The organism is Gracilimonas qinghaiensis (assembly GCF_046602855.1).
Lineage (GTDB): Bacteria > Bacteroidota > Rhodothermia > Balneolales > Balneolaceae > Gracilimonas.
Genome location: NZ_JBKINJ010000002.1, coordinates 900757 through 926665 on the forward strand (window position 1 = coordinate 900757; position 25909 = coordinate 926665).

The window sequence follows — 25909 nt, forward strand, 5'->3', positions numbered from 1 at the left end:
TGCCCGTAGAGACGCGATGAATCACGTCTCTACGGGCAGGTGGGTAATTACAATTTGATATATTGTTTGAGGGAGATTATAATCTTGGGATAGAACAAGTGAAGCGGGTAATCAATGTCAAAATTTTGGGGTAAATATAGACTCAAATCAAACCGATGGGAATATTGGGATTATAAAAAACCCGGAGCCTATTTTATTACGATTTGTACAAAACACAGGCAACATTTTTTCGGGAAGATAGAAGGTGGAGAAATGAACCTGAACGAGGTGGGATCAATTGCCAAGACCGAATGGAAGAAAACACCGAAGATCCGCAAAGACATGAATATTACATTGGGTGAATATGTGATCATGCCGGATCATATGCATGGTATCATCATAATTGGTAATAACGAATATAATACTAGGGAAAAACAATCCACCCCAGGTAGAGACGCGATGCATCGCGTCTCTACCTGGGGTGATATTGAATCAGGTTCACAAAAGAGGTTCGGTCCTCAAAGAAAAAACCTGGCATCCATAATAAGGGGTTACAAATCTTCAGTTACTATTCAAGGAAGAAAGATAAATCCTGAATTTTGTTGGCAGTCAAACTACCATGACCGGGTAATAAGGAATTATCAGGAATATCAGGTAATTGCTGAGTATATCTTAGATAACGTCCGGCGATGGAAACTGAAAGTAAAATAGCTGACAGATTTTTCGTATCTATAGTAATTAATAACCTAACCTAGTACAGATCTTACTATGAAAAAAGTCATATTCTTACTGTTAATTACTTTGATCCTTTCCGGAAATAACTGGGCACAGGAAGCTCCAACTACCCGGGAAATGAACCTCATTAACTGGCTAGAGTTTGATGAGTTCGTGCCGGAAAAAATTGAAACGGTTCTGCTGCCGACAGGAACACTGGAACCGCATGGAGTGATCCCAAACGGATCAGATAATCTAGCTCCCGAGGCGATGGCAAGGGATTTGGCGGATGAATTGAATGCGATGGTCGCACCGACGTTAAATTATGGAATGACCGGTACACTAGCGGCTTATCCCGGCGCTTTTGCTATGAGTGAGGATGTGTATCGTGCCTTTGTTGGAGAGATCCTGGAAGGGTTGCATAAAAATGAATTCAGGAATATCATCATTTTGAATGGTCATGGTGGTGGGCAAACAGCTGTGCTTCAGGGTCTGGCTGCTGAGTTGTCAAATAAACTGCAGGTCAGGATCATGGTCATCAACTGGTGGAGCCTGGCATCAGAAGATACCTTTGCCGTGTTCGGTGAAAATGGTGGTCATGCCGGAAATAATGAGTCCGCTTACATGCAAGCTGTTACTCCCGATCATATTCACCCTGAATGGTACTCCGGAGAGGAAATGACGACGCCGTATCCGAGTGGTACTTCCTGGTCGGCTTACCCATTTCCATCCTCAATAGGACTTTATGAGCCAGGTCAGGGATATCCGACATTCGATCAGGCCCAGGCTGAGGAATATTTTGATAGAGTCAATACCCGGGTGGGTAATCTCGTGAAAGAAGTGATCGAGAAATGGGATATGGCCGGATTGTTCAGGGAATGAAAAGCAGTTACTGAGTTTTATGACTTTTATAGCGATATAGGGCTTTTATATACCATTCCATCTTCGGATGAAGCAAAATAAACTGTGTTGCTTTCGTTATCTACATCAAATGCTGCAAGGTAACCAACATGATCAGGAAGTGTATAAATGTCTGTTATTTCACCTGCACTGTTTACTCTGATTAGTTGCTGAGGGACTTCTGAGTTTTTTCTGTTTGAAAGAATGACGATCTCTTCATCAATGACCTCAAGATCATTTATATAAGTGTAAGCGGGAAGCCCACCCGGTGAGTTTTTAGCTTTTTCTACCGTTGCCCTGAAAATGTCTTCGTTATATGGCAGTTCAATTTTTTGCTCCCAAACCAGTTTGCCATTCTGATCATATTTTTGAAGGATACTGTAAGCATTCAGGAAAGCATAAATATGATCATTATCTGTCCTTAAGGTGACCATGTTCTTGTAAAGGCCTGGGATCTCACCATTTTTGAGTTGGTTGAGACTTTCCTGAAAATCCACAACTTCTATGCTTTCACCTTTTGGAGTTCCAAAGTAAAAGGTAGAATCAGTGTTGAAATCAGTAACAGAAAGTAGAGTACTGTCAACACCCCCGGTAGCAATAATATACTTGGTTCTGTCAATAGCGGAGACTTCTTTAAGTATTGCAGCTGACTTATATGCATGACCGTTAATAAAATTACCTTCGGCATCAAATTTAGAGATCATATTTTGATTGGTATCGATCACATGTATCACATCATCCGTGACAAATAGGTTGTCAATACGAATAAACTCACCCGGACCTCTTCCTTCACGCCCAAATGATGTGATCAGATCCCCTGATTTACTAACCAAACTGATCTGCTTTTGGTCAAAATCTACAATGGCTAAAGAGCCATTATCAAGCAATGCAATTTCTGTAGGCTGAGCAATATTATGAGTTTCGAAATCGGTAAAGGTATAAAGAGTATCAATTGATGTCTTGCTGATATTGTCAGTTTGCTCAGTAGTACTATTACTCTTTTGTGAGCAACCAATGATCAAGATGAGTAATAATGAATAAGCGGGAACCTTGAAGCGCATGAAAATAGACCTGTAGTTATTACTGAAAGCAATAGATATACTTATTCAGATAAAATATCAACAGGAGCATCTTTAAACAAAAAAAGCCCGCCTCTTAATAAGAAACGGGCTTAATTACTTGGTGCTCACGAGAGGAATCGAACCTCCACGGCCGTTAGGCCATACGCCCCTCAAGCGCACGCGTCTACCAGTTCCGCCACGTGAGCATAGGTAATCCCTGAAGGGCGACAAAGATAGCACTTTTGCCCTTCAAAATTCAATGCTTTACTGAAAAAACATGAAGCTCTTTAGAGAAATATGCGCCCTGACGCATAGTGTCAGGAGCGAGTAGTTTGTTAGTCCCTGAGATAACCTATTCGAGTAAACATCTGTATCACACGCGCAATGCTTGTGATAGTTGTGATTAGTAAATTTGAAGTCATTCCAAACTCTTCAACGTTGGAGGTTGAGTGTCGAATGTTCAGTCCTCTTCTTCCAGCTGGCGCTTGGCATATTCGTTATCGGGATCGATCTTCAGTGCCTGCTCGTAATAGGTGCGGGCTTTGTCGGTTTGGCCACCTTTGTGGATCATATCACCCATGAGGATCCAATTCTCTGCATCCTGTGGATCTTTTTTAATGCGTTCGATCAGATAAGGAATAGCTTCCTGACCACGATCGGTCATTAGCATCAACATGACCTTATTACGATGAGCTGCAGAAGTATCGGCCATTTCAATGGCTTTATCAAAATCCTCTTCCGCCCCCTCCAGTTTTTCAAGCTGCATTCTAACATTACCGCGCAGGTTGTAGTAAGGGGCGTTTTCGTCATCGATCTCAATTGCTTTTTCAATAGCCTCAATACTCTTATCGTACTGATTCAATTGCTGCATGACCAATGCTTCGAGGTAGAAAGCCTCATGAGAATCCGGATGCTCTTTTTGCAGTTCTCTTGCAACATCCAGAGCGTAATCGATGTCTTTTTCTCTTAATAATTCAAAACCTTTATTCAGTTTCTCTTCGAAATTCATGGAGTTAGTTTAATTTTCTTTATTAGAAAGATCTTCGTATTCAGCTTCTTCTATCTCATCAAAGCTTTTTTTTCTTTGGTTTGAACGTCCGCTAAACGGATCAAAACTCTTGTTTTTCTTATTGGAAGGTAAGAACAATCTGTTGATATATCTTATCAGAAAGAAGAATATTATGACAAATAATAAAAACTTAAGCATTTCACTCAGGGTGAGATGTGAATATGTGTGTTAGTAGTAATTGGTTTTTCAAAGATCTGCTCTTCAATATATTGCAAGTGCTCACTATTGTTTACAAAATCGATCTCGGAAGCATTCAAAACGATCAGTGGAGCCCGGTTATAATGATGAAAGAAATGATTGTACGCATCGTTCAACTCTTTTAGGTATTCCGGGGTAATGTGCCTCTCATAATCTCTGCCTCGATTCTCAATATTTTCCATCAATCGTTCCACGGAAGACTGTATATAAATGATCAGATCAGGCTGTGCAGCGATCCCGGTCATAATACTAAAAATATTATCATATAGGGCCATTTCATCCTGATCCAGATTCAAACGCGCAAATATACGATCTTTATCAAAGATATAATCTGAGACCGTGAATTGGTGGAACAGATCTTGACTCATCATATTTTGCTGTTGCTTGAATCGGCTTGCCAAAAAAGCGAGTTGGGTTTGAAAGGCATATCGCTCACGGTCTTCATAGAACTTTGGGAGAAATGGATTGTCCTCGAACTCCTCAAGCACTAATCGTGCATTTTTGCGCTCAGCCAGCAGGGAGGCGAGAGAAGTTTTCCCGGCTCCAATTACACCTTCGATCGCAATAAAATCATATGGGTTGGGCATCAGCTACCAATTCAGGGTTGTTTTAACAATGTCGAGCTTTGGTGCTTGTTTGATCAGTTTATCCACATGTTGAGCAGACACAGGATCCCGCCAGTCGGGTAAAACATCCTTAAGAGGTAAAAGAACAAACAAACGGCTCTTATATTCTTGATGTGGAATTATAAGGGTATCTGTTTCAATGACCAAGTTATCATAGGCAATTATATCAAGGTCTAACGTTCGGGCAGTCCACTTAGGATAGCGGGAGGGGCGGCCCTGCTTTTTCTCCTGTTTTTTGAGTTTTTCAAAGAGTTCATTTGGTTTAAGCTCTGTTTCAATAACGACAACCGCATTCAAGAAATCATTTTCAGATGGACCAACCGGTTCAGACCGATAAATGGGAGATTCTTTAAGCTCAGAATTGGTAAGCTTTTTAAGAAATTTAAAGGCAGTTTTTAGTTGCTTGTGAGGATCGTTAAGATTAGAACCCAGTGCTATAACTACCTGGGCCATGACATGCTCACTTCAGTATGATCGATCGGTGCTTGGATAGGTGGCCTCAGTTTTCGAATCCTGACATCGATCTTTTCACATTGGTTTATAAAGTTCTTAGTGAGAGCTTCGCCGATTTGGAAACAGAGGGTCTCGATCAGGTCAACGGATTCACCTTTCATGATCTCGGCCGTGATCTGCTGAACGTCAGTGTAGTTAATGGCATCTGAAAGATCGTCAGATCTTCCGGCTTTGGAAAGGTCGGTGTGAAATTTTACATCCACTATAAAATCATTTCCCTCTTCTTTTTCGAAATCCTGAACACCATGGTATCCAAGAAATTTCATGCCGTTTACTGAAAGGGTATCCATTACGATTAAAGGCTGGCTACTTCAATACCCTGATGAAGCTCTTCAACCATACGCTTGTGCTTTGGGCTGGTTGAGATGCGTTCTTCAACCGTGGAAATGGCATGAATAACAGTAGAGTGGTCACGTCCGCCAAAATGTAATCCGATCGTTTTTAAGCTGGACTTTGTGAATTTCTTGGAGAGATACATAGCGATTTGCCGGGCTTCCACGATCTCCTGTTTTCGGGTCTTTTCACGAACCTTATTGGTATCGATTCCGAAATAATCACACACGAAATTCTGAATAGATTCAATGGAGATCTGTGTGTTTGAATCTTTAACCATATCCTTCAATACACGCTTGGCCATGGCAAGGTCAATGTCATCCACATTCTGCAGTGAGGCATGTGCCAGGAGTTTGATAATGGCCCCTTCAAGGTCTCTGACGTTAGATTTGAAGTTGTGGGCTATGAATTCAATGATCTGTGGATCTATTTCTATGCCGTTGTCACTTGCTTTGCGTTCAAGAATGGCATAACGGGTTTCGTATTCCGGCATTTTAAGGTCGGCACTTAATCCCCATCCAAAACGGGAGATGAGTCGTTCTTCAATATCAGGTACATCTTTTGGTGCGCGGTCACTGCTAAGAATGATCTGTTTGCCATCCTGATGCAATGCATTGAATATGTGGAAAAATTCTTCCTGCGTCTTTTCCTTACCGCTGAAGAATTGAATGTCATCTACCATTAAAACATCAATATTCCGGTAGAACATGGAAAACTCACTGGCGCGATTGTTTCGGATAGCATGTACAAATTCGTTAGTGAAGGCCTCAGATGAGATATAAAGGACAGACTTTTCATCCCCAAACTTTTCTTTGATCTTGTTGCCGATACTTTGAACAAGGTGTGTTTTACCTAGCCCGGTAGGACCGTATACAAAAAATGGATTGAATGAATTACTTCCTGGATTATCGGCAATGGCCATAGCGGCAGAACGTGCAAGGCGGTTACAGTCACCTTCAATGAAACGCTCGAAAACGTAGTTGTTATTCAGATTCGAATCGATCTTGGTCTTTTTGATGCCCGGGATCACAAAAGGATTTTCAATACGGTCGGGCTGATATTCAGGATACCCACTAGACTCTTGAGGTTGAACCGGACCCATGGGGCGCTGTGGCATTCTGACTGATCGGTTATTCTCAAACTGATCAGATTTTTCCATTACAATGGAATATTCCAATTTCCCTTCCGGGCCCAACACTTTTGCCAGGGTAGAACGAAGCATATTGTAGTAATGCTCTTCCAGCCATTCGTACCAGAACTGACTGGGTACCTGAATAGTAAGGGTGCCGTCTTTTAGAGACACAGGTTTGATCGGTTCAAACCAGGATTTATACTTCTGATAGCTGATGTTGTCCTTTATAATATCGAGGCAGTCATCCCATGCCTTCTCAACCGATAACTCGTACAATTTTCAAATCCCCCTAACGGTATTAGCTTAAATAAGTTTGATCCTTTCCTAGCCAGTTATCCACAGGTACGGATAATCAACTGGCTTTGTTCGGTTTTGAAAATGGCAATTTATTGGGCACTTGTCAAACCTGTATTTGCCCAATATTGAAAAGTTATCCACAATAGTATAAACTATGTAAGCTATTGGCGCGCATCGATTAAAAGATAACTACAAAAAATTCCTAAAAAGGACTTGACACCCCGTAACAATGCCGTAACACTGAATTAGCGTTTTTGAAAAACAGAGGGAAGGATTATAAAATACTTTTCCACAAGTTATCCACATTTATAGAATAAAGTGGGGAGATAAATTTTTGCGCAAAAAATCAAGCCTTTTTTGCTTTAAAAAATCTTTTTTTCTCGTCCAGATCTTTAAGGATCTCAGAGGTCCATATTGAGGGGTCGAAAAGCTTTGATACCTCAGTACCTAACTGATGATGTAATTCAAAATAAGCTGTCCCTTTTTCTTTCAAAGATAAGCGAGAAATAGACTCAAGTGCACTGTACATATTTTCTGTAGATTCACAGAACAGAGCGAGTTCCGGTTCGAATTCCAGAACCTCTTTGTCAAGGGTGCTTTTTTCGTCAGGTTCAATGTAAGGCGGGTTGGATACAATGACATCAAAAAAGTCAGATTGGATTTGAGAGGGCTCAAACAGATCGTCACAGAAATAGGTTACTTCAACCTCATTATACTCAGCATTGCTTTTAGCGATCTCGAGAGCTTTTTCTGAGATATCAGTGGCATATACATCCCATTCCGGTTTCTCTTTTTTTATGGATACGGGGATACAGCCGGAGCCGGTGCCAATATCCAGAATTTTTAGATTTTCTTTCTCTTTGTTCTCTTTAAGAATTAGATCTACAAGCTGTTCAGTTTCCTGCCTTGGGATGAGAACTCCCGGCTCAACCTTAATTTTAACATTCAGAAAATCAGATTCACCTGAAATATATTGTAAGGGTTCATGCAAAGACCTTCTCTTAACCAAAGGTCGTAAAGTATCAAGTTCTTCTGACGAAAGAGGTCTGTCGTACATTAAGTATAGATCCAGCCGCTTAACATTTAAAACATCTGCCAATAGCCATTCTATACTATAGCGAGGTGACCTGACTTCTTTTTCCTCAAAGAAATCTGTGGCCCACTCAAGCATGCTAAGAACCGTCCATAAGGAAGGTGTTTTAGCCATAAATTACTCTTCTTCAGTCTCAGCAGGTGGCTGTTCTTCCTGAAGGGTTAATCCGTGACGTTTTGAGAAATCAAGAATGAAATCGACCACATTGTTCTCTACAGTTTGTTCTTCAGAAAGTGAACTTCCTCTAAAACCCATGCGACCACCGGTTTTCTTAAGAACGATCTTATTATGTTTACCTTTACTTTCTAGGATACAAGTAAGGGTAACGCTGGAATTGATCTGTTTTTCGTATTCCTCATAAACTGCTACATAGATGGTCTCAGAAGTCCCCTCTGGAGAATACTCATAAAGAAATTTTGGTGGTTGCTCTTTAAACAATTTGGATGACATTCTGCGAAGCGTTGCAGTTGGTCCAAATACGAAATATGTTGTATGTGAATTCATGCTTTGTAGCTTGAATTAATTATTTTATGGATGTGTTTATTACTAAAAATTTGTGGTGAAAATAACATGATATTGTATTAACGCAATAAGAAAATGAAGAAAATTTCGTTATCGTACCACTTAATGGGCTCTAAACTATCTTAAACCCAACTTTTTTGATGAAAAAATTTATTACAGTCTTTGTATTTACTGCTGCTTTACTAACAAATAATGCCTTTGCACAGTTTGGTGAACCTGAGGTTCGTAAAATTGACGCCCCTAAAAATTTATATGATGAAGGTTACAGAACCGGATTTGGGATTAACCTTGCACTCACTGATTTTGGCTTTGGCGCCGGTGGACAATTTCGACTTGGTCTTAAGCCTTACACAGAAGCATTGATCTCACTTAAGATATCAGGCCTAAAGGATCCGACAGAGCAGACGTTTACTGATTTCCTCGGTTATAGAACTACTCCCGATAAATATCAGCGAGTTATTTCGGTCCCACTTTACATTGGAGTTAAACAAAGATTCTTTCCTGAAAAAATCGCTGATAACTTCAGACTATTCAGCTCTATAAGTGCAGGTCCTGCTTTCGCATTCTCCTATAGCTATTTCAATGATATCAATGAAAACGGATTTAGGGAAAATGATGCCCGTATATACGGATTTACGGAACGAACCAATGATATTTTTACCGGTTGGGGTGATTCAGAGACTCATTGGGGTATGGGAGGTGAATTTACTGTTGGAATAGATTTCGGTGATAATTTTTCGAATCTATCTACCGTTCAATTTGGCTATACCATGAATTACTTCCCGAATGGTATTCAGGTTTTGCAGCCATGTAAAGCCGATCTTACCAGAATCAATCAAGCTCCTATCAATGCATGTGAATTTGCATCGACAGTTGCAGTTGGCCCAAATGGTGATTTCGCTCCTCTCGAGCAAGCCAACGATCCAAGAAAATATTTTGGATCAGCTCAGATCAGCTTCATTTTTGGCTGGATGTGGTAAAGCCATCAGCCCGAGGTTAGTTCGGCAAACCACTTTTCAGGTTCTGAAAGATCGTCAATTATAAAATCAGGGTCATGTTTGGCAAGCTCATCACGCCCGTATTTTCCTGTGGTTACTGATATGCATCTCATACCGGCATGTTTTGCACAGAGAATATCTCTTGGAGTGTCACCTATAATTACGAAAAGTGAAGGATCCGGTTCTATTCCCATTTGTTCTCTGACCTGATCAATTGCGATCATAGGAAGCCTGTTTCTGTCTCTATCCTTTTCACCAAAAGCTCCGATAGAAAAATCGTAATCAATTTTTCCGGCATTTAATTTGAGTTGGGCTGCCTCAGGATAATTACCGGTTAAAAGACCGTTTACGAAATTATTATCTGTGAAATAATTTATGGCGTCATCAACATATTTATGTCGATGTACAAGCGTTTCATTTAATCTATTTTCAAGTTCGCTTAGATAAGCTGATTTGAATGTATGATAAAGATTTTCATCATAGTCATGGTTCACCAAAAATGAGGTAAAAATGTCGTGATCAGTTCGTCCGGAAAATGCATCATTTTCCATATCGGGATAGTTGATACTGTGTTCATCTAAAAGTTCTCTCAGCATGGCTCTGTTAAAACCGCGATCAACGGTTAGCATGGTTCCATCTATGTCAAGTAAAATAACCCAGGGGTGTCTCATTTGTGAATTGTTCATTGATTGTTAATATCATCTTCACTTTAAGTTACGAATATTGAGCCGAAATGGCTTTAAGTACATGTTAAATAACAGTACCTTTAAGCAGTAAGAATCTCACTTAACTAATCGGAGAATTGATAATGAGTTTTATAGAAGACATTCATGCAAGACAGGTGATAGATTCACGGGGTAATCCTACCGTGGAAGTTGATGTAACACTTGAAACAGGAACTATTGGTCGCGCTGCAGTACCATCAGGAGCTTCAACCGGAGAACATGAGGCAGTTGAGCTTCGGGATGGAGATAAGGATTATTATATGGGCAAAAGCGTTTTGGACGCGGTTGAAAATGTAAATACTGTGATCGCTGAAGAATTACTTGGGTTGTCGACATTCAATCAGGTTTATCTTGACGACCTCCTGCTGGATCTGGATGGCACACCAAATAAAGCAAAACTCGGTGCCAATGCCATTTTGGGTGTATCAATGGCTATTGCCAAAGTTGCAGCAAAAGAACTGGATATGCCATTGTGGAGATACGTTGGAGGGGTGAATGCGAAGGTAATGCCTCTTCCAATGATGAATATCATCAATGGTGGTTCTCATGCTGATAACAGTGTGGACATGCAGGAATTTATGATCATGCCTGCAGGCGCCGAGAGTTTTAGTCAGGCTCTGCAAATGGGATCGGAAATATTTCACAACCTCAAGAAAGTATTAAGTGATAAGGGTTATAGCACGGCTGTAGGTGACGAAGGTGGTTTTGCTCCAAACCTGAAATCTAACGAAGAGGCGATCGAGGTGATCCTAAAAGCCGTTGAAAGTGCAGGTTATACTCCTGAGGAAGATGTATTGATAGCTCTTGATCCGGCTGCTTCTGAGTTTTACAACACAGAGACCGGACTTTACGAATTCAAATGGAGTGATGGTTCGAAAAAAGATACCGACGCCATGGTTGATTATTGGAGCGAGTGGGTGGATAAATACCCTATCATTTCCATTGAAGACGGATTGGCTGAGAATGACTGGGATGCCTGGGAAAAACTTACCGACGCCGTTGGAGATAAAGTGCAGCTGGTAGGTGATGATCTTTTTGTTACAAATACTGAGCGTCTGGCAACCGGTATAGAAAGAGGTATTGCTAACTCGATCCTTATTAAAGTAAATCAGATCGGTACAATAACTGAAACCCTGGATGCCATTGAGATGGCACATAAAAACGGATACACCGCGGTGATATCTCACCGTTCAGGTGAAACCGAAGATGTGACCATTGCCGACCTTGCAGTTGCAACAAACGCCGGCCAGATCAAAACAGGCTCAATGAGCAGAACGGATCGTGTGGCCAAATATAATCAGTTACTAAGAATCGAAGAGCAGCTTGGAGATACAGCTCTGTTTATGGGTAGAGATACATTTGGTCTCTGATCTATACTAAAACTAAATGACTTAAAAGCCACTGTTGAAACAGTGGCTTTTTTTACGGCGCCAATTTTTTAAAAACAGATCATGAATAGCAAGCTATGCGATCACATAACTTATCATCAACAATGTTAAGAGAATAAAAAGTTTTATTAGATATCATAATAATCTGTAAGGAATTAAGTTATAGTTGCTCTTACATTAAACATAGTAGCTTTCTAAAGAGCCGGCATTTGGATAGATGGTCGGCTCTTTTTTTTTAGCCTGTTAAAAACAGATAGAATGCGTACCATATAATGTATGCGAAACACTCACACAGAGCTTTTAAATTTTAGAAATCATCTTGAGACCAAGATCGACTGGGCTCCGCATCTAAATATTATCACAGGTCCAAACGGTTCTGGAAAAACCAGTTTGATCGATGCTATTCACTATCTGTGTATGTCGCGAAGTTTTGTGTCTAACACCGATATGTACGTTGTAAATCAGGATGAGAGCTATTTTATGATCAAAGGGCACTTTGAGGGACAGATCCGCTCTGAATTTGATGTATCCTGTTCGTATTCAAGAGGTGATGGAAAGAAGATCTTTGTTAATGATTCCCCATTGGAGAGACTATCTGATCTGATCGGTATGGTGCCGGTAGTCACTCTTACTCCTGATGATAAAAAGTTAACACTGGAAGGACCCGCTGAGAGAAGAAGCTATATAGATTCATTTATAAGTCAGATCTCACCGGGATATTTGCGGGACCTCATTGAATATCGCAGGGTCCGTAAACAGCGCAATGCACTTCTTCAGGAATACCGTGGGCCTGCATCTGTTTTGGAAGCTTATCTTGAGCCATGGAATGTACAGCTTGTGGAAGCAGGCTCCAGAATAGTAGCTAAACGATTTGCAGTGCTTGAAAACCTGAAGGAGTATCTTGCAGAGGATTATGCTATGATCTCAGGTATGGATCTGTCAACCAATTTGGAATATCAGACCTTCTGCACACCGGGAGCTGATCCAAAAGAAATTGAAACGGCATACTATAAAGAACTTGAGAAAGTTCAAGCCAAGGAAATTGAACGTGAGATCACAACTGTAGGTCCGCACAGGGATGAAGTAGTTTTTTTTCTGGATGATTTTGAACTCAGAAGATTTGGCTCTCAAGGTCAACATCGTTTATTTGCTCTATCGCTTAAATTAGCTCAACTGCATTATTATTCCGATGAGCTGGATGACCTGCCGATCCTTATGCTGGATGATGTATTCGGTGATCTGGACCTCACTAAAACCGAAATATTGTTGACAGCACTTCAGCAACATAAAGGGCAAATATTCATAACTTCAGCAAATCCGGTTCCTTTTAAAGATTATGTTACATTTAATGGGAAAGAAAACCGTTTTTATAAAGTAGAAAATGGAAAGGTTGAAGAGGTGGAAGCATGAGATTTGATACGCCTAAATCATTGAGTTCAGTATTGGAAGATTTTTTGGAGAAGTTTCCTCAGAAGAGAAAACTGAAGCAGGGTATGATATTATCTGCTTTTGAAGAAGTGGTAGGTCCGCGAATGGCCTCAGAGGTTGAAGACCTTCACTTTGAGGGTAACAAACTTGCAATGAAGGTCAAGCACCCGGCGTGGAGACACGAAATCCATTCGAATCGCTTTAGCATTGCAAAAAAGTTGAACGTTAAGGTAAAAGGAGATATTGTCTCCGACATCATTGTACGCAGTTAGTTGATTAAACTTAACCCGGCATCTATATTCTTATATGGCAGAATTTTTTAACCACCCAACTATTAAAAAAGTAAAGGATTTCTTCAAATTCGGAACCAAACCCGGAACTGATGTAGAAGAGGTGACCTTTTTGCGTCGTGAAAAAGTGATCGTGTTTATCGGGGCTTATATTACGGCCGTAGCCCTATGGTTTATAGTGAATTTGAGCAGCAGTTACAGTATCAATCTAAATCTGCCGATAGAACCCGGCAATATCCCTGAAGATATGGCTCTCACTGAAGAACTACCTGAGTATGTACAGGCAGGTGTTTCAGGAGATGGATGGCAATTACTTTCCCTTCATAATGACCCCCCAACGGTAGTGATCAATATAGAAAGTGAAGAAATTAATTTGTTTGATCAGGTCAGGCAAAGGCTAAGCTATCTTCAGGGTGTGGACATTGCTAAGGTTCAGCCTCTGATGATCCGCATGGAGCTGGAGCCAAAGATTTCAAAAAAGATTCCTATTGTTTTGAACAGGGAGATAAACTTTCAAAATCGGTATGGTATGATCGGAGAACCGGTTATTTCACCCGATAGTTTAGTTATCACCGGTGCTGCTTCAAGAGTATCTGATATTAATGAATGGATTGTAAAGGATACTCTCAAACTCAATGATGTGAGAAATGATATCTCCCAAAATATTGCCTTAAGTGAAGAGACAGGCGTTCTTGAGCTTTCTGAAGACGGAATCAGATTCGAAGCAGATATCTCTGAATTCACAGAGGGAGAAACAACAGCTTACATCAATACCAGAGGTTTGCCAAGAGGTCAAAACGTAACTTACAATCCCGCCTCCATAACCATTACATACGATGTGCCCATCGAACAGTATGCAGAGGTTGAAAATCTTCAGCCATACCAGGCATATGTTCCTTACTCTGAAATACTGGAAGATTCTACCGGATATGTGACTCCTGATATTGACCTAGTTGAACCGGAATATGAACTTCGCTTACGCAACTTTAAACCGAAGGCAGTGGCCTATTTTACGGTGATCAACTGATCTTAGATCATTTAGAAATTGAGAACCAGCCCGATGGAAGGCAGTATTTCGGCATCGTCATTCGTATTAACCAATACAAGGCTTCTTGGTGTAATGATATCACCGGTTTCATCTCTGTCCAATCCATAACGCGGCTCAGAAGGACTAGCTTGCGCAAGAACATTCTGAACCTCCAGATAGATATCAAGGCTGAGGTTCTGAAAGTTGAATTTCTTATCGATGCGGATATCAAGTTGGCTTAATGGATCAAGCCGTACAGAACCAAGTTGCTCGAAATCTTTAAAAACAGCCGGATAATTTTGCAAGGTCAATTGCCTGTCAACGGGTGCATAAGGAGCTTTACCCAGATACCGGTAGCGACCGCTGATTTCCCAGTTATTTTTTAATTTATATCCGCCCAACAAAGAGATCAGGGTTCCATTATCCCAAACAGCCGGCTTGTAATCGTTGCTGAAAAGATTCGTGAATTCACTTTTATAAATAGTAAATGCGGCAACGCCATAGAATTTCCCGGTGAATTTTTGCTGAAAAAGTAATTCAATGCCATAAGTTCTTCCCTCACCTGTACTGATGATCGGTTCACTCCCGAAAACTTCAAAATCGCCGCCTTTATTTGCCAGTGAAACACTGTCTGTAGTTGAGATCGGGTAGTCAGTGTAGTATTTAAAGAAGGTTTCAGCTGAAATTCTTGCCCGGTCATTCAGCAAATATTCAATCCCGGCAACAAGGTGATCACTTCTTATATACTCAGATGAACTATTTGGGAAATTGCCATTATTATCCTGAAAACCAAGGGTGGTATAAGGCAAGATCTTATAATACCTGCCAATGGAGGCATTTGCTGTCCATTCTTCATTTTGTGTGATACTGTAAGAAAATGAAGCTCTGGGGCTGAGTGTACGGTAGATTTTGTCACCTGATTTTGTAAAACTATCACCATCTGCCCTTATTCCAAAGGAAAGGCCGATCCGGTTTTCATTGAAGTTTGCAGATGATTGAGCAAACAATCCGTATCTGAAGAAATTTAGATCGGTCGAAAATGATCGGGTATTGATCAGATCTTCGGTAGAATTTGTGTAATCGGCTTTTATAAGGTTCATTCCACTTGATAGGGTCCAATTGCCTAAAAATTTTGTAGCCTGATATCTCAGATGTGTCTCAGTTTCGCGAGAATCATTCTTGAGGTATAATCCGGCTTGATTGGCGTTATCTTTATACCGATAAAATTCGTTACCTAATGTATTGTTGCTGATAACTGTTTCCATGAATCCGCTATTGTCATGGAATTGCCTTTTCCAGCCAACACCAATAGTGTTACTATTCTGCCGAATCACAGGGATCTGATTTTGGATGGCTTCCTGCTCGGCATCAAACTCATCCAGATCGTTTATGGATAAGTCGTCAATAGAGCCGACTCCAGTTAAATAGATCCGGTTATTTTTGTTGATACGGTGATTCACTTTGTACTGATAATCCCAATAATCAGGCAAAAAGGGTAGTCCAATTGCCTGAAAAAGCAGCTGTAAGTACGAACGCCTAACTGAAGCGATATAGGTTGTATTGGATTCTGTGTCATTTCCTTTGAACAGAGGTCCCTCTACGGTTAATGCTGCCTCACTTGAACCCACTCTCAGATTACCGGAAAATTCCCTGCTGTTTCCATTTCTCTGATCGAATTGAAGGATGCCTGACAATACATTTTCATAATCGGCAGCGAATGAACTGGCTGTAAGTGAGACGCCTTCAAAAAATGATACATTTAACAAACCAACCGGGCCGCCGGCGCTTCCCTGTGTTGAAAAATGGTTTATATTTGGAATCGGGACGCCGTCCAGAAAATACACATTTTCGTTTGGGGCTCCTCCGCGAATGATCACGTCATTGCGAAAGCCTCCCACTGAACCGGAAACACCGGGCAAAGATTGAACTACCTTTGCAATGTCATTATTTCCGCCAGGATAGGTCGCGATTTCCTGCTGACTGAATTTTTGAATCGAGAGAGGCGTAACCTCTTCTTTTTGGAATGGGTTAGGAGTTACAGTTACTTCATCCAGTTCTCTTACATCTTCTTGCAGTTGAAAATTAATGTCAATGGTCCCTTCTGATCTGATTACAACATTGAATTTGGTTTGGGAAAGAAAGCCAACAAATGAGGCTTTTACATTATACGTCTTAGTGGGAATATTTTTGATGGTGTAACGCCCATTGGCATCAGTCGCATCCCCGAGTTCGGTGCCCTCTAAAATCACAGTAGCACCGATTAGAGGTTCACCTGTTTTAGCATCAGTTACAATGCCTGAAAGTTTTCCGGTTGGTTGGGCAAAAGTGTTAAAACCAGAGCAAATAAATATTATCCATAATAATGGAAATTGAAGTAGCATTAAGTCTCTTTTAGTTAGATAATTTTGCTGAACAAACATTTTGAAAGAAGAAAGTCGTTCCGGCAGAGATAGTTACTTTAGCTTGGGTTTTGTCTGTGATTCGGTACACAAAAATATCAAGCATAGTTTTGCACATCTTAATATCTTAGAAGCATGAAAGTAAAAAAGCAACATACTGTATTTGTTTTAGGTGCAACACTACTCTTTGGAGTGTTGACTCTACTGCATGAGTATGATTGGCTTCTCCCACAGTCTCCTGTAGATACTGTCGTTTCTACTTCACAAGTCCCGCTCCCTGATGTAATTGAAGAACATGGAAGTGAAGATGAGATCGAGCATGAGGATTCAGAACCGTTTTATGTGTCTTCTATTCAAAGTGTTAAAGGCTCTTACATGATCTATGAGGATCTTTTTGTTCCTCATGTTTCTACTCCCCCGCCAGACATAATCTAAGCCCATTCGTAATATTTAGCTATTCACTTTTGCAGATAAAATCTTTTGGAAAAAGTGTATTTACCAATTCTGTGAACTTATCTGAAAACATAGATAAGGGCTTTTTTAGCCTTTGGAATAGCTATTGAAATCAATAAAAATAATAACATAGATCATGTATAAAATGAAAAGTTTAAATTTGTTATCCGTATTAGTATTGGGTTCTTTACTATTTACAGCTTGTACCCAGAAAGAAAGTGAGACGGAAACCAATACTGTCCAATTATCTTCTGATGTGATGACGGCAGAGGACCAAAATGAAATAACATCTGAACAAATAATTCAAGGTTTAAAAGAAGGGAATGAGCGTTACGTCAATAATGACCTTACACCAGTAGATTATCAATCTCAGGTTAAGGCTACAGCGAATGGTCAATTTCCTGAAGCAATTATCTTATCTTGTGTAGACAGCCGGGTGCCTGTGGAGCACGTCTTTGACAAAGGCGTTGGCGACATATTTGTTGCAAGAGTAGCCGGCAACTTCGTGAATGAAGACATGCTTGGAAGTGCTGAGTTTGCCACTGCAGTAGCCGGCTCAAAAGTAATCGTTATTATGGGCCATGAATCATGTGGTGCAGTTAAAGCAGCCATTGATGGTGTTGAAATGGGCAATATTACTGCCATGTTAGACAAGATCGAACCGGCTATTGAAATGACTGAGAACTATAATGGTGAGCAGTCTACTTCAAATAATGACTACGTAACAGAAGTAGTTAATAATAATGTGCGTCACACAATCGCTGAAATGCGTGAAAATAGCCCGATCATTGCAGAACTGGAACGTAATGGTGATGTAGTTATAGCCGGCGCCTTTTATGACTTGGACACTGGTAAAGTGACATTTCTGGATCAATAAATAAGGCTAAGAAAAAAAGAGGCAGCTTGAGGCTTCCTCTTTTTAATCTATGGAGCCAATGTTAGATCAGGATTGCTTTTTGCCAGCTAAATCAAGGTAAAAGCGTTTAACTTTATCGCCGACTCTGATCTTAAAGTAACCCTCTTCAAGTACAGGGTTTCCATCAAAGTCCGGATATGTGAGGTCTTCTTTAGGATCAATACTCAGGCTTACCTTCCTGGAAGCGCCTGGTTTCAGTTCAACACGTTCAAAGTGTATGAGTTCTTTAACAGGCCGGGATATCTTACCTACTTCATCCGATACAAACCACAAGACTGCTTCGGTACCTGTACGTCTTCCCGTGTTTTTGATCGTAACCTGTACCTCAATTGATTCATTCTCACTTATTTTAGCTTTACTCAATGTGAGATTATCATATGAAAATTCGGTATAACTTAAACCGTGTCCGAATTCCCACTCAACAATGGTTTCGTCATCCTGTTCAATATTATTCGCTACTTCTGAGTCAAAGTGATACGATGCACTTGGTTTGTGGTTATAGGGCACAAAATATCCCACATATTGCGGATAGGAAAATGGCAGTTTGCCGCTTGGGTTCACATCACCGCTGATCACGTCAGCAATGGCTTTTGCCCCTTCAAAACCGGGGAGACCAGCCCATATAATAGCATCAGTATCGTCAACTATTTCAGATATGACCCTTGGTCGTCCTTCGATCAAAACAAGTATTGTGGGCTTCCCGAACGTGTTAACTGTTTTGATCAGATCAAGCTGCTCTTTGGGTAGTTCCAGATCCGTGATATTTCCAACAAACTCGGTATAAGGCTCCTCTCCTGCAGCAACGATAAAGACATCAGCCTCATTGGCAGCTTTGTCAAAATCGGATCGTGTCCTTGTCCCAGGTTCACCCATGGAGTCCAAACTAGTGACTTCGGAAGATGGGAATTGGTCTTGAATTGCTTCAGTGATGGTTTTCGCGCTCTCAGGATATTGCTCTTCTGAACCGCCTTGCCATGCCAGTGTCCACCCACCTGAAAGATTTCTTTTACTATTTGCTGATGGACCAACGACAAGGATGTTTTTTATGTCTTTCGATAACGGAAGTGTGTTATCCTTATTTTTCAAAAGAACCATAGACTCCTGTGCTGATCGGAGGGCGATGGCTTTATGAGTGGAGCTTCCAATATTTTCAATTCCCTCGCCTGAGGGATAGGGATGCTCAAACAGCCCTAATTCATACTTAAGTTTTAATATTCGTCGAACAGACTCATTAATGCGGTTTTCGGTAATGTTTCCATTTTGAACGAGCTTGATCAGACTTTCATTAAAATTCAGAGAATCAGGGGTCATACTCATATCAACGCCGGCATCAATTGCCTGAAACGTAGCTTCGTCATAATCACGGGCGGTTCTATGGTAATCATACAGTTTTTGAATGTCAGCCCAGTCTGTAAGAATAACTCCGTCGAAACCCATTTTTTTTCTAAGGAGATCAGTAAGTAATTCTTTTGAGGCGTGTACCGGAATACCATTAACTTCACCACTATTTAACATAATGGTTTTCATTCCTGCATCTAGTGCGGCCTGAAAAGAAGGTTTATGGAATTCGTGAATGGTCTGCATGGATAGGTCAACCGGTGTCCGGTCCCAACCGGATCTTGGCACTGAATAACCAAGAAAATGCTTACCGGTGGCAGCGATCTGGTAAGGGAATTGTTCATATTTTGCCTGTAATCCATTTACATATGCCACCCCCAATTCGGAAGCAAGGTATGGATCCTCTCCATAAGTTTCATAAACGCGGGGCCAATAAGGATTCCTACCTAGATCCAGTACGGGTGCGAAATTCCATACGTGCCCTAAGGGACCTGCTTCGAGAGCGGTGATTTTGCCATTTTGCCGGGCATTATCAGTGTTGAAAGTAGCACCAATATTAATATTATGTGGGAATATAGTGCTTCTGGAGAGGTAGCTTGCACCGTGCATATGGTCGATGCCATAGATAATGGGAATACCTAAGCGAGTCTCTTCAACAGCAATGCGCTGCAACTCAGTAATGTACTCAAGCCATTGCTGTGCCGGTACGGCTTCTCCATTTAGAAACGACCCAATATGATGCTCTTGTAAGAGAGTTCGGGCCTTTTCAGAATCAAGACTAACATCACTTTGATCACCCATGTTATTTACCATAGTGATATCAAGTTGGGTCATCTGCCCAACCTTTTCTTCCAGGGTCATACGAGAAATAAGGTCTTCTATGCGGTCATCAAGTGAAAAAGAAGGATCTTTGTAAGGCTGAGCAGACAAGGGTATTTTGGTGCTTAAAATAAATATGAAACCGAGTATAAAGGTTATTAATAAGATCTTGTCAAAGAGATCTGAAGATGGGGTGGATGAAAAGTCATATTGCATAGTAAAATGTAGTTCTGATATTTATGTTATGGTAAAATCTCAGAACACCGGAACGCCAAGAAGCTAAGTTAAGATATCCGAACTTTCAAGACATGAAAAAAATAACCGTTTTCAGAATCTTTGGTAGCTTGTAATAATTTGGTAACATTTAAGGAATCTTAAAAAAAAAGAATTCATTAAAAGAACATACTGATTTAGCATTTTTTACAAGATGTTTAATTGATTCAAGGCTTTCACTGCCTTATTAAAATGGATAAAAAAGGAAAACTGCAGGATGATAACGGGTTAGATCAACTTTGGCAAAAGTTGCGTTCAGGGGATCGGCATGCCTTAGGTGTCCTTTTTTCCGCTACTTTTGATTCGCTTTACAAGTATGGTTATAGGATCATACCAAATTCTGAAAAAGTCCGTGATGCTATTCAGGAAGTCTTTTTTCAACTTTGGAAATATCGCAAAAATCTAAGCAAACCAAGTTCAGTGAGAGCCTACTTGTTTGTGTCGTTAAGACGGGAATTACTTAACAGGAAAAAAGCGGCTAAACGGAGAGAAGAGAAAAATAAAAAGTATTATGATGAAGAGTTTGATCCACTTTTGAATTATTCAAAATGGGACGAGATCCTGAATCTTCAGGAAAAAGAAAGTAAAGGTCTTAAAAAAGCGATCGATAAACTGACACCCCGGCAGCGTGAGATCATTTATCTGAAATACTATGAGGGGTTATCAACAGATGAGATATCCAAGATCTTGGATATTCGCGCGCAAAGCATCTATAATTTCATGTCAGAATCCATAAAAATGCTTCGTTTATTTCTGGACAGATAAGAATATTTAAATCCCATTGCTTTTCTATTCTATTGGGACGTAGTTACTTAAGGGGTTTTACTGCGATGAGTAAATTTTTTTCAAAAAATTTACAGTAGATATCCTTTCGGATCTTCTCTATAAGGGCACAAGCCGAGAGTAACCCAATTAACTCAATAAGATATATGCCTAGTAAGCTCTCAGAATTATTACTCGATGAATCTTTTGTCCGCTTTCTCAAAGGGAAGGCAACAACAGAGGAGTTTGCAAAATGGACTGAATGGTCTGAACAGAAAGAAGATCATGCAGATCTTATCGAGAAGGGGAGAGAACTTTTAAATGAAGGTTCTCAGCCGCTTCCTTTGCCAAATACTGAGGTGGAATTAGAGCGCTTGATGTGGAGGATCGATTCTCAAAAACGATATCGATCTTACAAAGACGTTAGGAAGCCCTCAAGAACGGCCGTTTGGTCAGCTATTGCAGTTGCAGCAAGTATCTTATTGGTGATTGGTTTTTTTACCCGACACACATTACTACAGAACAACGGAACAGATAACAGTCAGGTCTCGTCGGTAACCTATCGAACTTTGAATACAGAAACGGGGCAAAAAACTTCGGTACAGTATTCTGATGGTTCAAAAATTGTGATAAATGCCAATTCACAACTTCGCTTACCCGGTAAATCTATCAACTCGGATACCATGCAGGTTTGGCTGGAAGGAGAGGCATTATTTAACATCACAAATAACCCTGATTCAAAACGCACGTTTATAGTGCACACACCAGATGGTGATGTGTCAGTATTAGGGACTATTTTCTCAGTTAATACAACAAAATCAAGAAGTCAGGTTGTTTTGAGCGAGGGACGAGTGCGTGTTGATGTATCAGAGCCTGTTAATCAGCAGGAGATGAATTACATCATGAGCCCCGGAGAGTTGGTAGAATTTTCTAATGAAATGGATAAGATCGAGATCAGGAACGTCAACGCACGGGTATATACATCCTGGGCAAGTGATACATTGATCCTCGAGAATACTCCACTGCACGAACTTATTGACAGGATAGAATTCACCTACGATGTCAGTGTTAAAGTTGAGGAGGATGACCTGCTCAATGAGCGTTTAACGGGAAGGTTGGAGAACCTAAATATAGATTTTCTTTTGAATGGGCTTGCTCAAGTGCTTGATGTAGAAATCACAAAGCAAGAGCGAACGGTCTTTATCAGAAAAAAAGAGGATGATTCTATAACTAAGGGATCATAGAAATGGAAGATATAACATCAAACAGTAACGATATGAAAGCTAAAAGATTCACCCTGTTAGTTTTACTATTTGCATTTTGCAGCATGGGTACAACTTGGGCCGCACAAAAAGCACAATTTGCTTATAACAAAAGTGCCGATCATAGTCAGAAATCTGAAGAGACGATTTCCCTTAAAAAAAGTTTAAAGAGTTTGGAAAGCGCTTACAACGTTGTCTTTTTCTATAAGACAAACTTGATAGAGGGTAAAAGTCACAACAATGTAGATCTGGAGGGAAGCTTGTCAGACAAGCTCCAGATACTGCTGACTCCACACAATTTAGAATCGAAGTATCTTGGCGATCGTGTTTATGTTATATCAGGAGCTAAACCTGTAACACCCGCTATTGCTGTAGCTGATACAGTTAGAGGGCGCGTTACTGATATTGAAAACGGAGAAACGCTCCCCGGAGTTAATATTCTTATTAAAGGCACTACAAGAGGAACAGCTACAGACCTAAATGGCAGTTTCACTCTGACGGCCGAAGCACAGGATACTTTGGTATTCTCTTACCTTGGTTTTAATACAACAGAGGTTCCGGTAGATGGAAGAAGTGTTATAAATGTAGCACTGACACCTTCTGTTCTGCAATCTGATGAACTTATTGTTGTCGGTTATGGAACCAAGCGAAGAAGTGAGATCACGGGATCTGTTTCTTCTATCAGCTCAGAAAGTATTAATGACACTCCAGTTCTTCGGGTAGAACAAGCTTTACAGGGTAGAACGGCGGGTGTATTTGTAGCAAATCAATCCGGGCAACCGGGTGAAGCGCCAACCATTAGGATTCGTGGAGCCGGTACTACAGGAAGTGCAGATCCTTTGTTTGTTGTAGACGGCATGCCGGTAAGTGGAATTGATTATCTGAATCCCGGGTCAATTGAGTCTATGCAGGTTCTTAAAGATGCGGCCTCTGCAGCCATTTACGGAGCTCGTGCTGCCAATGGCGTGGTTTTGATCACTACGAAATCAGGACAGCCTGATGTAACTAACGTTACTTACGAAGGTTATGCAGGTATTCAAAATGCTTGGAAAAAGATCAATATGCTGGATGCCCGTCAGTATATGGTAATGATGAACGAGGGTGCTTCTTATGCAGGTGTCAGCATGCCATTCCCAATTGATCCTCAGGTTTCAGGTGGAACTGATTGGCAAGATGCTGTCTTTAATGACAATGCACCAATGACGAATCATATGATCACTATTTCAGGTGGTAATGAACGTACACAGTATTCAACCGGTATCTCGTACTTCTCTCAGGAAGGAATTATTGGAGGAGAAAAATCTCAGTTCAATCGTAATACCTTTAATTTGAAACTAGATAATAAAGTAAGCGAGGTATTCAGATTTGGGAACAGTTTCAACTATAGCCGAATAAATCGAAATGCTGTACTAAGTAATAGTGAATGGGGTTCTCCATTGAGTAACGCCTTGAATATGGATCCTTTGACACCACTCTTTGAGACGGATCCCAATGACCTTCAAAGCTATCCCAGTAACGCCGTTCAAAATGATGAGGGTCTTTATTACGGTATTTCAAATTACGTAACACAGGAGATCGTAAACCCACTTGCCAGGCTGGCTGTAACATATGGTGAAACCCAGGTCGACAAACTGGTGAATAACCTGTTTGCTGAGTATGAGGTCATGCCAAACCTTGTAGTCAGAAGTAGCTTCGGTATTGACGCAGCCTTTGTTAGAGGCGATAATTATGTGCCAACATTCTATCTGAATTCTGCGCAAACAAACAGTGAATCTTTAGTAAGTAAATCTGAGAGTCGCTGGTATACCTGGAACTCTGAGAACACCGTGAGTTACGAGAATACTTTCAGTAACCATAATATAACTTTGCTGGGTGGTATTTCTGCTCAAAAAGTACATTATGAAGACCTATTTGGCTCAAAATCGAACTTATTGATGTCTGACGCTTCCAATGCATGGCTTAATGTAGCTTCAAATGAAGAGTCAATGCGAGCCACCGGTGGAGCTTTTAATGAGAAATTACTCTCTTATTTCGGTCGGGCAAGTTATAATTTTGATGAAACATATTTGATTACCGGTATAGTCCGGGTTGATGGTTCTTCAAAATTTGGATCCAATAATAGATATGCTGTCTTCCCTTCTGTATCTCTTGGTTGGGTGGCGAGTAATGAATCATTTATGGATGACATGGATGATATCAATCTGTTGAAGTTAAGAGCCTCTTGGGGACAAAACGGTAATCAGAACATAGGTAACTTTGCCTATACTTCGACTATTGCAACAGGTTATGGTTATAGCTTCGGGTCTAATGAAACATTTACTACCGGTGCGATCCCATCCAGTGTGCCTAACCCAAATCTTAAATGGGAAACTTCAGAACAACTTAATTTTGGTGTTGATGTAGGCTTTTGGCAGGACAGATTGATCCTGGCTGCAGATTACTATCAAAAAGAAACCAAAGGATTGTTGGTAAGAGCTCCCATACCCGGACATGTTGGCAACAGCGCGCCAATCGTTAACGGTGGTAGCGTTAAAAACGAAGGCTTTGAGTTAAGTGTCGACTACAGAGACTACACCAATGAGTTTAATTACAACGTAGGTCTTAATTTTGCATTCAACAGCAACGAGGTTACTCACATCGGGAATGCAGAAGGAGTGATAATTGGTACCGGTTTTGCAACTTATGGTATTGTTACCCGTGCCGAGGAAGGTTTCCCTATCGGTTACTTCTGGGGATATGAAACTGACGGTATTTTCCAGACACAACAAGAGGTTGATAGCTACGTGAATGGACAAGGTAATTTGATCCAACCGAACGCTTCGCCGGGTGATGTCATATTCAGAGATCTTAATGGAAATGGTCAGATCGATGACGGTGACCGAACAATGATCGGCAACCCAACTCCTGACCTGACCTTTGGTGCCAACTTTGGAGCCAACTATAAGCAGTTCGATCTGTCACTGTTCTTACAGGGAACAGTGGGTAACGACATCTTTAACGCAACCCGTCGTCATGACCTCACAATGTCTAACATGCCGGCTTCATACCTTGAAAGATGGACGGGTCCTGGTACTTCAAATGAGTTGCCTCGGTTTACCTGGAATGATGCAAATGGTAACTGGTCTAAGATCTCAGATCTATATGTGGAAGACGGGTCTTATCTGAGAGTTAAGAATGTGCAGGTTGGATATAATCTATCTCAAGGTATTCTTGACCGATTAAGCCTGACTAATACACGAATATATTTGTCGGCGGACAATCTATTCACCTTGACAGGCTACAGCGGTTTTGATCCTGAAATAGGATCTGCCTCCCCACTTAGTGTTGGTGTGGACCGTGGTGTGTATCCACAGGCTCGCAGTTTCCGAATCGGCGTCAACATTACATTTTAACG

Annotated in this window: 23 protein-coding genes and 1 tRNA gene; 12 read left to right on the forward strand and 12 right to left on the reverse strand. The window is 40.8% G+C overall.

The window, feature by feature from the left end; translation table 11 throughout:
• The first annotated feature begins 114 nt into the window (after nt 1-114).
• Both ACKGJO_RS13895 and ACKGJO_RS13900 read left to right on the forward strand, forming a co-directional pair.
• Nucleotides 115-690, forward strand: coding sequence for a transposase (locus ACKGJO_RS13895; RefSeq protein ID WP_411324047.1), 576 nt, complete (start codon nt 115-117; stop codon nt 688-690).
• 57 nt (nt 691-747) lie between these two features.
• Entirely contained in the window at nt 748-1575 is an 828-nt protein-coding gene (locus ACKGJO_RS13900) for a creatininase family protein (protein ID WP_411324048.1), read from the forward strand.
• A 26-nt stretch (nt 1576-1601) separates the two neighbouring features.
• On the opposite strand, the gene ACKGJO_RS13905 is transcribed toward ACKGJO_RS13900, so the two are convergent.
• From ACKGJO_RS13905 to ACKGJO_RS13945, 9 genes are all read right to left on the reverse strand, one after another.
• Complete coding sequence (locus ACKGJO_RS13905) at nt 1602-2654, reverse strand: 6-bladed beta-propeller (protein ID WP_411324049.1); 1053 nt, start codon at nt 2652-2654, stop codon at nt 1602-1604.
• A gap of 119 nt (nt 2655-2773) precedes the next feature.
• Nucleotides 2774-2860 (reverse strand) — tRNA-Leu (locus ACKGJO_RS13910).
• A gap of 254 nt (nt 2861-3114) precedes the next feature.
• The gene (locus ACKGJO_RS13915) at nt 3115-3663 is read right to left on the reverse strand and encodes a tetratricopeptide repeat protein (protein ID WP_411324050.1); all 549 of its coding nucleotides are present in this window, start codon (nt 3661-3663) and stop codon (nt 3115-3117) included.
• A 203-nt stretch (nt 3664-3866) separates the two neighbouring features.
• Complete coding sequence (locus tag ACKGJO_RS13920; protein WP_411324051.1) at nt 3867-4508, reverse strand: deoxynucleoside kinase; 642 nt, start codon at nt 4506-4508, stop codon at nt 3867-3869.
• Between the two features lie 3 nt (nt 4509-4511).
• Nucleotides 4512-5000: a 2-amino-4-hydroxy-6-hydroxymethyldihydropteridine diphosphokinase gene (gene folK / locus ACKGJO_RS13925; protein WP_411324052.1), complete on the reverse strand. Its 489-nt coding sequence runs from the start codon at nt 4998-5000 to the stop codon at nt 4512-4514.
• Complete coding sequence (gene folB, locus ACKGJO_RS13930; protein ID WP_411324053.1) at nt 4988-5350, reverse strand: dihydroneopterin aldolase; 363 nt, start codon at nt 5348-5350, stop codon at nt 4988-4990. Before folB ends, folK begins: the two co-directional genes overlap by 13 nt.
• A 5-nt stretch (nt 5351-5355) precedes the next feature.
• Nucleotides 5356-6801, reverse strand: a complete 1446-nt coding sequence (gene dnaA / locus ACKGJO_RS13935) for a chromosomal replication initiator protein DnaA (protein ID WP_411324054.1) — start codon at nt 6799-6801, stop codon at nt 5356-5358.
• A 367-nt stretch (nt 6802-7168) separates the two neighbouring features.
• A complete protein-coding gene (gene prmC, locus ACKGJO_RS13940) occupies nt 7169-8029 on the reverse strand; it encodes a peptide chain release factor N(5)-glutamine methyltransferase (protein ID WP_411324055.1) in 861 nt (286 codons plus the stop codon).
• A 3-nt stretch (nt 8030-8032) separates the two neighbouring features.
• A complete protein-coding gene (locus ACKGJO_RS13945; RefSeq protein ID WP_411324056.1) occupies nt 8033-8419 on the reverse strand; it encodes a hypothetical protein in 387 nt (128 codons plus the stop codon).
• Between the two features lie 158 nt (nt 8420-8577).
• Between ACKGJO_RS13945 and ACKGJO_RS13950 the strand changes: the two genes are divergently transcribed.
• Nucleotides 8578-9417, forward strand: a complete 840-nt coding sequence (locus ACKGJO_RS13950) for a hypothetical protein (RefSeq protein ID WP_411324057.1) — start codon at nt 8578-8580, stop codon at nt 9415-9417.
• Nucleotides 9418-9422: 5 nt separating this feature from the next.
• Here the strand turns inward: ACKGJO_RS13950 and ACKGJO_RS13955 are convergent, their stop codons facing one another.
• Nucleotides 9423-10106 (reverse strand): HAD family hydrolase, encoded by a 684-nt coding sequence (locus tag ACKGJO_RS13955; RefSeq protein WP_411324058.1) that lies wholly within the window; start codon nt 10104-10106, stop codon nt 9423-9425.
• 137 nt (nt 10107-10243) lie between these two features.
• On the opposite strand from ACKGJO_RS13955, the gene eno reads away from it, so the two are divergent.
• The 4 genes from eno (at nt 10244) to ACKGJO_RS13975 (ending at nt 14293) form a co-directional block, all read left to right on the forward strand.
• A complete protein-coding gene (eno, locus tag ACKGJO_RS13960) occupies nt 10244-11530 on the forward strand; it encodes a phosphopyruvate hydratase (protein WP_411324059.1) in 1287 nt (428 codons plus the stop codon).
• Between the two features lie 294 nt (nt 11531-11824).
• Nucleotides 11825-12958, forward strand: a complete 1134-nt coding sequence (gene recF, locus ACKGJO_RS13965) for a DNA replication/repair protein RecF (RefSeq protein WP_411324060.1) — start codon at nt 11825-11827, stop codon at nt 12956-12958.
• A complete protein-coding gene (locus ACKGJO_RS13970) occupies nt 12955-13248 on the forward strand; it encodes a DciA family protein (RefSeq protein ID WP_411324061.1) in 294 nt (97 codons plus the stop codon). The genes recF and ACKGJO_RS13970 overlap by 4 nt, the downstream gene beginning before the upstream one ends.
• Before the next feature lie 34 nt (nt 13249-13282).
• A complete protein-coding gene (locus ACKGJO_RS13975; protein ID WP_411324062.1) occupies nt 13283-14293 on the forward strand; it encodes a YbbR-like domain-containing protein in 1011 nt (336 codons plus the stop codon).
• Between the two features lie 11 nt (nt 14294-14304).
• Here ACKGJO_RS13975 and ACKGJO_RS13980 read toward each other — a convergent pair whose 3' ends face one another.
• Complete coding sequence (locus tag ACKGJO_RS13980; protein ID WP_411324063.1) at nt 14305-16674, reverse strand: TonB-dependent receptor; 2370 nt, start codon at nt 16672-16674, stop codon at nt 14305-14307.
• 153 nt (nt 16675-16827) lie between these two features.
• Here ACKGJO_RS13980 and ACKGJO_RS13985 point away from each other — a divergent pair, with 153 nt between their 5' ends.
• Both ACKGJO_RS13985 and ACKGJO_RS13990 read left to right on the forward strand, forming a co-directional pair.
• On the forward strand, nt 16828-17127 hold the full coding sequence (locus ACKGJO_RS13985) for a hypothetical protein (protein WP_411324064.1): 300 nt from the start codon (nt 16828-16830) through the stop codon (nt 17125-17127).
• 163 nt (nt 17128-17290) lie between these two features.
• The gene (locus ACKGJO_RS13990; protein ID WP_411324065.1) at nt 17291-18022 is read left to right on the forward strand and encodes a carbonic anhydrase family protein; all 732 of its coding nucleotides are present in this window, start codon (nt 17291-17293) and stop codon (nt 18020-18022) included.
• 66 nt (nt 18023-18088) lie between these two features.
• Here the strand turns inward: ACKGJO_RS13990 and ACKGJO_RS13995 are convergent, their stop codons facing one another.
• Nucleotides 18089-20434 carry a glycoside hydrolase family 3 N-terminal domain-containing protein gene (locus ACKGJO_RS13995; RefSeq protein WP_411324066.1) on the reverse strand — a complete coding sequence of 782 codons (2346 nt, stop codon included), beginning with the start codon at nt 20432-20434 and terminating at the stop codon, nt 18089-18091.
• A 249-nt stretch (nt 20435-20683) separates the two neighbouring features.
• Here ACKGJO_RS13995 and ACKGJO_RS14000 point away from each other — a divergent pair, with 249 nt between their 5' ends.
• The 3 genes from ACKGJO_RS14000 (at nt 20684) to ACKGJO_RS14010 (ending at nt 25907) form a co-directional block, all read left to right on the forward strand.
• On the forward strand, nt 20684-21256 hold the full coding sequence (locus ACKGJO_RS14000; protein ID WP_411324067.1) for an RNA polymerase sigma factor: 573 nt from the start codon (nt 20684-20686) through the stop codon (nt 21254-21256).
• Nucleotides 21257-21420: 164 nt separating this feature from the next.
• A complete protein-coding gene (locus tag ACKGJO_RS14005; RefSeq protein WP_411324068.1) occupies nt 21421-22497 on the forward strand; it encodes a FecR family protein in 1077 nt (358 codons plus the stop codon).
• A 32-nt stretch (nt 22498-22529) separates the two neighbouring features.
• The gene (locus tag ACKGJO_RS14010) at nt 22530-25907 is read left to right on the forward strand and encodes a SusC/RagA family TonB-linked outer membrane protein (protein ID WP_411324069.1); all 3378 of its coding nucleotides are present in this window, start codon (nt 22530-22532) and stop codon (nt 25905-25907) included.
• Nucleotides 25908-25909 lie beyond the last annotated feature (2 nt).